Consider the following 11,359-nt stretch of genomic DNA (forward strand, 5'->3'; position numbering starts at 1 on the left):
ATTACATTCAATTCTATAATCACGATCGATTCCAGAAAAAATTAAACCAGTGTGCTCCGGTAGAATACCGTCACACACTGGCAGGTTAGGCTTTTTATAATTGTCTACTTGACAGGGATAAGACCACCCAGCAGGTCTTTTTTTATTTTTGCTTAAAGCGAGCGGCCACTTTATTTCGTTTACGGTCTCTGTATAAAATAAATCCAGCTACAACGTAAAGACCTACCCCTAAAAATAACAACCCTGCAATTCCTTGTAGCCATAAAAATGGAAATGGTGCAATGATGATGCCGAAAACTGTATCACGTAGCAGTTTAATCCCAAGTGCTGCAAAGGCGCCAGGTATTAAAATAATTACTAATGCAAGTATTCTCTTCATTAAATGTCCCCTTAAACGTCATTTACTTTCATTGTCTAATTCAAAAAATATTTTGTCAAGAAAGGAAAACGTGGTAATATAAGAGTTGTGCAATTTTTTGCAACGGAAAAATATAGTGTGCAATTTTTTTCATATAAAGGGGTAACGGGATGCAGAGAGTCTTGATTGTCGGTGCAGGACAGGGTGGATCAGCATTGCTTGAAACATTGCTGAAAACAAATATGATTCAAATCATTGCGATCGCCGACCTTGATCTTGGGGCACCGGGGATGGTAGAAGCGAAAAAGAATGGAATTGATACGACGACAAATTGGAAAGAAAACATAAAAGATGACATTGATATCATCATTGAAACGACAGGAAGTCCTGCTGTACTCAAGGAACTGATGGAAGAAAAACCAGAGCATACTGTCATTGTTCCGAGTTCGATGGCATATGTCATATCGGAATTAATGGCTGAGAAACAACAGCTGATTCAAATATTGAAAGAACAAACCTATAAACATGACCGCATTTTTAATGCAACGAATGATGGCATGATTTTTATTAATATGGATGAAGAAGTGGTTCTATTTAATCGATCGGCTGCAAAAATGGTCGGACGTTCTCAAAAAGATGCGATCGGTCGACACATTCGAGAAGTGATTCCAAACACAAAACTTCCCGATATTTTAAGATCAAGAGAGCCAGAATTTAACCAAAAACAATTTTTAAATCAGCAAATACAAATTGTCTCTACGCGTCTGCCGATTATTGATGATGCAGGGAGAATGCTAGGCGCTTTATCCATCTTTAAAGATATTACAGATGCGGTTGAGCTTGCGGAGGAAGTGACGAACCTCAAAGAAGTGCGAACAATGCTTGAGGCCATCATTCAATCATCAGATGAAGCCATATCGGTTGTGGATGAGCAAGGAAAAGGCATTTTGATTAACCGTGCTTATACGAAAATGACTGGTTTAACGGACAAAGAGGTTGTTGGTAAACCAGCAGGTGAAGATATTTCCGAAGGGGAAAGCATGCACTTGAAGGTACTCGAAACAAGAAGACCTGTTCGAGGCGTCAGAATGAAGGTTGGACCAAACAAAAAAGATGTGATCGTCAACGTAGCGCCAGTGATTGTTGACGGCATCCTAAAAGGCAGTGTCGGCGTCATTCACGACGTATCAGAAATTCAATCACTGACGAATGAATTAAATAAAGCGAGACAGCTCATCCGTACACTTGAGGCAAAGTACACGTTTGAAGACATTGTTGGGGAAAGTGAACAAATGCTTGTGGCACTTGAGCAGGCAAAGCTAGGCGCAAAAACGCCAGCAACCATTTTACTCCGCGGAGAATCAGGTACTGGTAAAGAGCTGTTTGCGCACGCCATTCACAATGAAAGTGACCGGAAATATAACCGCTTTGTTCGGGTGAATTGTGCGGCCTTATCAGAGACCCTTTTAGAGTCAGAGCTTTTCGGCTACGAGGAAGGGGCGTTTTCTGGTGCAAGGCGCGGTGGGAAAAAAGGGCTGTTTGAAGAAGCGAATCATGGCAGCATCTTTTTAGACGAAATTGGTGAAATGACGCCAAGTACACAAGCGAAATTACTTCGCGTTATGCAAGAGAAAGAAATTGTGAGAGTGGGCGGAACAAAAGCCATGCCTGTGGATGTCCGTGTAATCACAGCGACAAATGTCAATATCGAAAAAGCAATGGCGGAAGGGAAGTTCAGAGAGGACTTATATTATCGAATGAACAGATACCCGATATCTATCCCGCCGCTTAGGCAGCGTCTTGAAGATATTGATTCATTAAGCAAACGTCTTATTCAGAAGATCAATTTAGATTATGGACGGAATGTCAGTGGTTTAACAGAACATGCACTGAATAGACTACGATCATATAGCTGGCCAGGCAATGTGAGAGAACTTGAAAATGTGCTTGGACGTGCGATGATCTTTTTAAATCCCCAAGAAGAATGGATCGATGAAGGGCATATTGCGTTTATGGAGTCGGAACAACATGAAGTAAAAGAGCAGCAGGAACTTGCTGAAATTCAATTTGAGGGTGAGACGCTTTCGGATGCCGTTGAAGCATTTGAAGCGCAGCTGATCAAAAAAACCCTTGAAAAGCATCAATTCAATCGTACCAAAACAGCGAAAACCTTAGGGATTAGCATTCGTAACCTTTACTATAAAATGGATAAATATCACCTTGCAAAAGATAGCATGCAATAAAATGCGCGTTACCTGCAAAGGCTTGCATGGGTTCATCAAAAATGGTTATTTCACATGCGTTTCAAGCTGGCACGGAACTTGCATATAAAAAATGACCGAGCACAAGGAAAGGTGGGCAAGTATGAAGCTTGACGATTTGATTATCAAAGCCTCACAGCTCCAGAATAAAACAGCAGCTGTGGCTCATGCAGAAGACGAAGAAGTGCTTCATGCCATTAATATGGCAATTGAACGAAAGGTGGCTCGCTTCCTGCTGGTTGGGAATAAGCGCAACCTAAAGGAGCTAGTCAAACAGCATGAGATCAATGAAGACTGGATAGACATTATTCATTCTGATTCACCCAAAGAATCTGCCAAAATTGCCGTGCAGGCAGTCAGTGAGAACCATGCAGATATTTTGATGAAGGGCCATGTTCCTACAGCGGTGCTTTTAAAAGCTGTACTGAATAAAGAGTATGGACTCCGAACAGCGAGTGTCTTATCACATGTCGCAGCATTTGAAGTACCGGGCTTCGATCGTTTTATCTATGTAACGGATTCTGCCATGAACATTTCGCCGGATTTAAATATGCTGAAAGAAATTACGAGCAATTCTGTTCAAGTAGCACATGCTGTTGGAAACGACATGCCAAAGGTAGCGGTTTTATCTGCGGTAGAGGTAGTGAACCCAGCAATGGATTCAACGCTGGCCGCTGCAAGTCTTGCGCAAATGAACAGAAGAGGTCAAATAACAGGCTGCCTCATTGATGGACCACTTGCTTTAGATAATGCTATTTCTCAAACGGCGGCTTCTCATAAAAATATTACGAGTGATGTGGCTGGCCATGCAGATATTTTGCTTGTGCCAACAATTGAAGCAGGCAACATCTTATATAAATCTCTCATTTACTTTGCACATGCAAAGGTGGGGGCTGTGGTGGCAGGAGCGAAGGCGCCGATTGCTTTAACAAGCCGGTCTGATTCAGCCGAAAGTAAGCTCTATTCAATTGCACTTGCCATCTGTACATCAAATGAAGCGGAAGCAATAGGAGGAATACACAATGGAGCTTTTTAAATATATGAAACAATACGATTATGAACAGCTTGTATTTTGTCATGATGAGCAGTCTGGCTTAAAAGCCATTATTGCCATTCATGATACGACACTTGGACCCGCACTGGGCGGAACAAGAATGTGGACGTATGAAAATGAAGAAGCAGCCATCGAAGATGCTTTGCGTCTTGCAAGAGGAATGACCTATAAAAATGCGGCAGCAGGGCTTAACCTTGGCGGCGGGAAAACGGTGATCATCGGCGATCCAAGAAAAGACAAAAATGAAGAAATGTTCCGTGCGTTTGGACGTTACATTCAAGGTCTGAATGGTCGTTATATCACAGCTGAAGATGTGGGAACAACTGTAGAAGATATGGATCTCATCCATGAAGAAACAGACTTTGTCACAGGGATCTCTCCTGCATTTGGTTCTTCTGGAAACCCATCTCCTGTCACAGCCTACGGTGTATATAAAGGGATGAAAGCAGCTGCAAAAGCGGCATTTGGGACGGATTCATTAGAAGGAAAAACGGTTGCCGTACAAGGTGTAGGAAATGTGGCCTACAATCTTTGTAAACATCTGTACGAAGAAGGAGCACAGCTAATTGTTACAGACATCAACAAAGACTCTGTTCAGCGAGCTGTAGAAGCCTTTGGCGCAAAAGCTGTAGACCCTGATGATATTTATGAGCAAGAATGTGATATTTATGCGCCGTGTGCACTTGGTGCAACCATTAACGATCTGACGATTCCGAAATTAAAAGCAAAAGTCATTGCTGGTGCAGCGAATAACCAGCTAAGAGAAACCCATCACGGGGATCTTATTCATGAAATGGGCATTGTGTATGCGCCTGATTATGTGATTAATGCTGGTGGTGTGATTAACGTTGCTGATGAGCTGTACGGCTATAATGCTGATCGTGCAATGAAAAAAGTCGAAGGTATTTACCTAAATATTGAGCGTGTCATCGAAATCTCAAACCGTGACGCCATTCCAACCAATAAAGCGGCAGATCGATTGGCTGAAGAGCGAATTGAAAAAATGCGTAAATCTAGAAGTCAATTCTTGCAAAATGGACAACATATTTTAAGTCGTCGCTAATTTGAAGAATGAGTTGAAACGGAGGTTTTGTTTTTGCTAATAAAAGAATGGCGTATTCTCACGATTAATCCTGGCTCTACTTCAACAAAAATCGGTGTGTTTCATAACGAACGATCCATCTTTGAAACGACACTGAGACATACAAATGAGGAATTAAAGCAGTTTCCTCATATCATTGATCAATTTTCATTTCGTAAAGAATCAATTCTTATAACGCTTCATGAACAGGGAATGAATATCTCAAAGTTTGACGCAGTTTGTGCTCGGGGTGGTCTTCTTCGACCGATTGAAGGAGGTACATATGAGGTAAATGAGCAAATGGTCAAGGACCTAAAAGAAGGATATGCTGGGCAGCATGCATCGAACTTAGGCGGTATCATTGCAAGAGAAATTGCGCTCGGCCTGAATATCCCAGCTTTTATTGTGGATCCAGTTGTGGTGGATGAACTAAAGCCAATTGCTCGCATTTCAGGGATGCCAACCATTGAACGAAAAAGCATTTTTCATGCATTAAATCAAAAAGCGGTCGCAAGGAAAACAGCCGCTACTTTTGGGAAGCGCTACGAAGATTTGAACATGATCATTACGCATATGGGTGGCGGCATCACAATTGGTGTACATGAAAAAGGAAAGGTCATTGATGTCAATAACGGTCTACATGGCGAAGGTCCATTTAGCCCAGAGCGGGCGGGAACACTTCCAACAGGGGACCTCGTCAACCTCTGCTTTTCTGGTGAATATACACAAGAGGAGATGCTCAAGCGCATTATTGGCGAAGGTGGTCTTGCGGGCTATCTCGGCACTACAGACGCTGTTAAAGTAGAGGGCATGATTGAAGCGGGCGATGAGCGTGCAGCGCTTATTTATGAAGCGATGTGCTATCAAATCGCAAAGGAAATCGGTTCGGCTAGTGCTGTCTTAAAAGGAGCAGTTGACATCATTGTGTTAACAGGCGGCCTTGCGTACAGCAAACAAATTACTTCAAGTATTAGAGGGTACATTGACTGGATTTCAGATGTTGTCGTGTATCCAGGTGAAAATGAATTGCAATCCTTAGCAGAAGGTGCGCTTCGTATTTTAAAAGAAGATGAATCACCGAAAGAATACCCAAATGACAAAGGACGAAGAAAGGAGTGACAAGTGATGGCAACTGAATATGACCTCGTCATTCTTGGTGGAGGTACAGGCGGCTATGTAGCGGCCATCCGTGCTTCACAGCTTGGATTGAAAACAGCAGTCGTAGAAAAATCAAAGCTTGGGGGAACATGTCTTCATAAAGGCTGTATTCCGTCTAAAGCGTTGCTTAGAAGTGCAGATGTATATCAAACGGTGAAACGTGCTGCTGATTTTGGCGTTGAAATAAGTGGCATTTCCTTACAATTTTCCAATGTGCAAAAAAGAAAAACAGATATTGTAGAAAAACTAGCTGGCGGCGTCAAACATCTTATGAAACAAGGGAAAATTGATGTATACGAAGGAATTGGCCGTATACTGGGGCCTTCTATCTTTTCGCCGATGCCAGGAACCATCTCGGTAGAAATGGCGAATGGGGATGAAAATGAAATGCTTATTCCAAAGCAGGTTATCATTGCCACAGGATCAAGGCCGCGCGTGCTGCCTGGACTTGAATCAAATGGAACGCATATCCTTACATCAGATGATGCACTTGAACTGCAAGAACTCCCACAGTCGATGCTGATTGTCGGCGGGGGTGTGATTGGGATCGAGTGGGCATCCATGCTGAACGACTTTGGCGTGAAAGTCACAGTCATCGAGTTTGCGAATCGCATATTACCAACAGAAGATCAAGATATTTCCAAGGAAATGGAGAATCTTTTATCGAAAAAAGGCATCACCTTCGTTACAAATGCGAAAGTACTGCCAGATACAGTAGAAAAGCATGAGAATCTCGTCACGATTCAAGCCGAAAAGGATGGAGACATTCAGTCGTTTGAAGCGGAAAAACTACTTCTCTCGGTTGGTCGTGTACCAAATGTGGAAGGCATAGGGCTTGAAAACACTGACATCCAAATAGAAAAGCAGGGGATTGTCGTGAATGAACATTATCAAACGAAAGAATCGCATATTTATGCGGTAGGAGATGTGATTGGCGGGCTTCAATTGGCACATGTGGCTTCACACGAAGGCATGATTGCCGTGGAACATATCGCCGAAAAAGAACCGAAGCCGCTCGATGAAACACTCGTGTCTAAATGTGTTTACTCTCACCCAGAAACCGCTAGTGTTGGACTTACTGAACAGGAGGCAAAAGAGCAAGGCTACGAAGTCAAGATTGGGAAATTTCCATTCATGGCCATTGGAAAAGCGCTTGTGTTTGGGGAATCTGATGGATTTGTCAAAATCATTGCCGATCAAAAAACAGCTGATATTTTAGGGATTCATATGATTGGTCCTCATGTAACAGATATGATATCTGAAGCTGGATTAGCCAAAGTACTTGATGCAACTCCGTGGGAAGTAGGGCAAACGATTCACCCGCATCCAACCTTGGCAGAGGCGATTGGCGAGGCAGCACTTGCTGTTGATGGAAAGGCAATCCATTTTTAATCAAGGAGGGAAACATGATGAGTAACATGCGTCATCAGGAATTAGGATTATCAGATGAACAAGCAATTGACATATACAAGACAATGCTTCTTGCAAGGAAAATCGATGAACGGATGTGGCTTTTAAACCGTTCTGGTAAAATTCCGTTCGTGATTTCTTGTCAAGGGCAGGAAGCGCAGCAAGTTGGTGCTGCCTTTGCTTTAAATAGAGAAGAGGATTATGTCTTACCTTATTACCGTGATATGGGGGTTGTTCTGGCTTTTGGGATGACAGCGAAAGATTTAATGATGTCTGGTTTTGCGAAAAAAGACGATCCGAACTCAGGGGGAAGACAGATGCCAGGTCACTTTGGTCAAAAATCAAACCGAATTGTGACCGGGTCATCGCCTGTCACAACGCAGGTTCCTCATGCGGTTGGGATCGCACTTGCTGGACGTCTTGAGCAGAAAAACTTTGTCAGCTTTGTCACGTTCGGTGAAGGATCTTCAAACCAAGGCGATTTCCACGAAGGAGCCAACTTTGCTGCTGTGCATAAGCTGCCTGTTATTTTTATGTGTGAAAACAATAAGTACGCAATTTCTGTCCCGTATGATAAACAAGTGGCATGTGAACGTATTTCTGATCGTGCAATTGGTTACGGAATGCCTGGCGTCACCGTAGATGGAAATGACCCGCTTAAAGTGTATGCAGCTGTCAAAGAAGCGAGAGACCGCGCAGCAAGAGGCGAAGGCCCAACCTTGATCGAGACTATTTCTTACCGTTTAACTGCCCATTCAAGTGATGACGATGATTCTAGCTATCGAGAAAAGGAAGAAGTCCTAGAAGCGAGAAAGAAAGATCCGCTCATTCAGTTTGAAACGTACTTAATCGAAGGAAATGTCATGACTTCTGAAATGAAAGAAGAGATGACAAAAGAAATTATGCAAATCGTAAACGAAGCCACTGATGAAGCGGAAAACGCAGCTTATGCCGAAGCAGAAAGCGCACTTCGTTACGTGTATGCGGAGTAAGGGGGAAGAAAAATGCCTGTTATGTCATATATAGACGCCATTACACTGGCGATGAAAGAAGAAATGGAGCGAGATCCAAAAGTGTTTGTGCTCGGAGAGGATGTCGGGAAAAAAGGCGGCGTATTTAAAGCGACAGCGGGTCTTTATACGCAATTTGGAGAAGCGCGTGTCATGGATACTCCACTTGCAGAATCAGCAATTGCTGGTGTGGGTATCGGGGCTGCGATGTATGGAATGCGCCCGATTGCAGAGATGCAATTTGCGGATTTCATTATGCCTGCTGTGAACCAAATCATTTCAGAGGCTGCAAAAATTAGATACCGCTCCAATAATGATTGGAGCTGTCCAATGGTCATCCGCGCACCTTATGGCGGCGGTGTGCATGGGGCACTTTATCATTCACAATCGGTCGAAGCGATTTTTGCCAATCAGCCGGGCTTAAAGATTGTGATGCCTTCTACACCTTATGATGTAAAAGGTTTATTAAAGGCCGCAGTGCGTGATCCAGATCCTGTATTGTTCTTTGAACACAAACGTGCATACCGTCTCATTAAAGGAGAAGTGCCTGAAAAGGATTATACACTCCCAATTGGAAAAGCAGATATAAAACGTGAAGGCGATGATATCACGGTCATTACATATGGCCTATGTGTTCATTTTGCTCTGCAAGCAGCAGAACGTCTTGCAAAGGACGGAATATCCGCTCATATTCTCGATTTACGAACAGTTTACCCGCTTGATCAAGACGCGATTATTGAAGCGGCATCAAAAACAGGGAAAGTTCTCCTTTTAACGGAAGATACAAAAGAAGGTAGCATCATGAGTGAAGTTGCGGCGATCATTTCGGAGCATTGCTTATTTGATTTAGATGCACCAATTAAACGTTTAGCAGGCCTTGACATTCCGGCAATGCCTTATGCACCGACGATGGAGAAATTCTTCATGGTCAACCCGGAAAAGGTAGAATCTGGAATGAGAGAGCTAGCAGCGTTTTAAGAAAGAGGAGGGTTTCAAGTGGCAATTGAACAAATGAAAATGCCTCAGCTAGGTGAAAGTGTAACAGAAGGAACTATTAGCAAATGGCTCGTTTCACCTGGAGATCATGTGAACAAATACGATCCCATTGCGGAAGTGATGACGGATAAAGTGAACGCAGAGGTCCCATCATCTTTTACTGGAATCATCACAAATCTATCTGCTGAGGAAGGCGATACACTTCAAGTAGGAGAAGTTTTTTGTGAAATTGAAGTAGAAGGTAATGTGCAGCAGAGTGTAAAAGGAGAAGAATCGGCACCTGAGCAAAACGAAGCACCCGCTCTTGATCAAACAAATGCAGATCAAAGTCAAAAGAAACGATATTCTCCAGCAGTCCTTCGTTTAGCAGATGAGCATGGAATTGATTTAGCGACTGTCCAAGGAACGGGAGCAGGAGGTCGAATCACAAGAAAAGACTTGCTTCAGCTCATCGAAAATGGAGGCGCAAAAAAGAAGGCAGCACCTGTCAGTGAAGGTGCGGTTCAAACGGAGCCAGCGCAGCCATCAAAAGCAAAAACGGCTCCATCCATCTCTTCAATGCCCGGTGATGTCGAGTTGCCAGTCACGCCGATTAGACAGGCGATTGCAGCAAATATGCTTAGAAGCAAACATGAAATTCCTCATGCATGGACGATGATGGAAGTCGATGTAACAAACCTTGTGACGAGAAGGAATCAGTTAAAAGATCAATTTAAAGCAAATGAAGGCTTTAATTTAACGTTCTTTGCATTCTTTGTCAAAGCAGTGGCTCAAGCATTAAAGGAATTCCCTGAAATGAACAGCATGTGGGCAGGAGATAAAATTGTTCAAAAGAAAGCGATCAATGTCTCGATTGCTGTCGCAACAGATGACGCTCTTTTTGTTCCAGTCATTAAGGATGCTGATGAAAAGACCATTAAGGGCATCGCCAAAGAAATTCATGAACTTGCTTCCAAGGTGAGACAAGAAACGCTAAAGCAAAGTGACATGGAAGGCGGCACCTTCACCGTAAACAACACGGGATCATTTGGTTCCGTTCAATCAATGGGGATCATTAATTATCCGCAAGCGGCCATTTTACAAGTAGAATCGATTGTGAAGCGGCCAATGATTGTAGGTGGAATGATTGCAGCAAGAGATATGGTGAACCTTTGTCTCTCATTAGATCACAGAGTACTTGATGGTCTTGTATGCGGCAGATTCCTCCAAAGAATCAAACAAATTCTTGAAGGCATCGACGAGCAGACATCGGTTTATTAAACAAGTTCCCCTCCCGATCAAGAGAGGGGATTTCCTCATCAATGAGAAAGGAGCGATGATATGTCTGGACTAGATTTTTTTGCTTTTCTAACCATTGGTCTCATGTTTATGACAGCGATTGCGTTCGCTTTTCTTCGATATATTTCTAAATCACGAAATCATCCTGAAAGATTACTACTGATCATATCTATCGTTTCAATCATTCAAATTGTGTACTGCTTGTGGATTGTAGGTGGATTTAAAGGAGTAGCAAACAGCTTATTAGGGATTTCACTTCTTTTAGGTACACTGCTTGGGTATGCACTTGAATATTTATACAGACGCTATATCAAAAAAACGCCCGAATCTAAATGAGGGACTGACCCCTAAGATGAGACAAATAAAAAACACCTTCAAGTTTGAAAACGGACCGTTGTGATCCGAAATAAAACATGGAGGTGTTTTTTCTATGGGGACAAGAGTGAGTTATCCAGTTGAAGTCAAACAGAAGGCTGTAGAAATGAGATTGGCAGGTGTACCTATGAAAGAGATCATGCAGGAATTGAATATCAAGAATAAGACGCAGGTTCAGACATGGGTGAGGTGGCATAAGGCTGGGGATACACACAGGTTCGAACAGCCTGTTGGAAAACAATATATCTATGGAAAGGGTCCCGAGTACTCTTCCGAATTAGAGAGACTGCAGGCAGAAAATCGTTATCTGAGTCAACAGAATGAAGTTTTAAAAAAGTACAACGAATTGGAAAGGAAGTTGATAAGGAAACGTCAATC

General features: G+C 42.8%; 11 protein-coding genes and 1 pseudogene. 11 read left to right on the plus strand and 1 reads right to left on the minus strand.

Annotated elements, in window-relative coordinates:
* Positions 1-5 precede the first annotated feature (5 nt).
* Positions 6-89 (plus strand): IS3 family transposase, encoded by an 84-nt coding sequence (locus WAX46_RS15985; protein WP_426853288.1) that lies wholly within the window; start codon positions 6-8, stop codon positions 87-89.
* Positions 90-142: 53 nt separating this feature from the next.
* On the opposite strand, the gene WAX46_RS14790 is transcribed toward WAX46_RS15985, so the two are convergent.
* Positions 143-379 carry a DUF2627 domain-containing protein gene (locus tag WAX46_RS14790; protein ID WP_226568270.1) on the minus strand — a complete coding sequence of 79 codons (237 nt, stop codon included), beginning with the start codon at positions 377-379 and terminating at the stop codon, positions 143-145.
* A 149-nt stretch (positions 380-528) separates the two neighbouring features.
* Here WAX46_RS14790 and WAX46_RS14795 point away from each other — a divergent pair, with 149 nt between their 5' ends.
* The 10 genes and pseudogenes from WAX46_RS14795 to WAX46_RS14840 all read left to right on the plus strand — a co-directional run.
* A complete protein-coding gene (locus tag WAX46_RS14795; RefSeq protein ID WP_336494254.1) occupies positions 529-2,601 on the plus strand; it encodes a sigma-54-dependent Fis family transcriptional regulator in 2,073 nt (690 codons plus the stop codon).
* Positions 2,602-2,722: 121 nt separating this feature from the next.
* Positions 2,723-3,655 carry a phosphate butyryltransferase gene (gene yqiS, locus WAX46_RS14800; RefSeq protein WP_226568268.1) on the plus strand — a complete coding sequence of 311 codons (933 nt, stop codon included), beginning with the start codon at positions 2,723-2,725 and terminating at the stop codon, positions 3,653-3,655.
* Complete coding sequence (bcd, locus tag WAX46_RS14805) at positions 3,642-4,736, plus strand: branched-chain amino acid dehydrogenase (protein ID WP_336494255.1); 1,095 nt, start codon at positions 3,642-3,644, stop codon at positions 4,734-4,736. The genes yqiS and bcd overlap by 14 nt, the downstream gene beginning before the upstream one ends.
* 33 nt (positions 4,737-4,769) lie before the next feature.
* Positions 4,770-5,873, plus strand: a complete 1,104-nt coding sequence (gene buk, locus WAX46_RS14810; RefSeq protein ID WP_376776441.1) for a butyrate kinase — start codon at positions 4,770-4,772, stop codon at positions 5,871-5,873.
* 6 nt (positions 5,874-5,879) lie between these two features.
* Entirely contained in the window at positions 5,880-7,304 is a 1,425-nt protein-coding gene (lpdA, locus tag WAX46_RS14815) for a dihydrolipoyl dehydrogenase (RefSeq protein WP_226568265.1), read from the plus strand.
* A gap of 17 nt (positions 7,305-7,321) precedes the next feature.
* Positions 7,322-8,314, plus strand: a complete 993-nt coding sequence (locus tag WAX46_RS14820; protein WP_226568264.1) for a thiamine pyrophosphate-dependent dehydrogenase E1 component subunit alpha — start codon at positions 7,322-7,324, stop codon at positions 8,312-8,314.
* A gap of 12 nt (positions 8,315-8,326) precedes the next feature.
* The gene (locus WAX46_RS14825; protein ID WP_336494256.1) at positions 8,327-9,310 is read left to right on the plus strand and encodes an alpha-ketoacid dehydrogenase subunit beta; all 984 of its coding nucleotides are present in this window, start codon (positions 8,327-8,329) and stop codon (positions 9,308-9,310) included.
* Between the two features lie 18 nt (positions 9,311-9,328).
* Positions 9,329-10,588, plus strand: a complete 1,260-nt coding sequence (locus WAX46_RS14830) for a dihydrolipoamide acetyltransferase family protein (RefSeq protein WP_226568262.1) — start codon at positions 9,329-9,331, stop codon at positions 10,586-10,588.
* Positions 10,589-10,648: 60 nt separating this feature from the next.
* Positions 10,649-10,942, plus strand: coding sequence for a YesK family protein (locus WAX46_RS14835; RefSeq protein ID WP_226568261.1), 294 nt, complete (start codon positions 10,649-10,651; stop codon positions 10,940-10,942).
* A gap of 94 nt (positions 10,943-11,036) precedes the next feature.
* Positions 11,037-11,359 (plus strand): annotated as a pseudogene (locus WAX46_RS14840) (IS3 family transposase); the annotation flags it as partial.

Source organism: Bacillus sp. FJAT-53060 (genome assembly GCF_037104745.1).
GTDB classification, from domain to species: domain Bacteria; phylum Bacillota; class Bacilli; order Bacillales; family Bacillaceae; genus Bacillus; species Bacillus stratosphericus_B.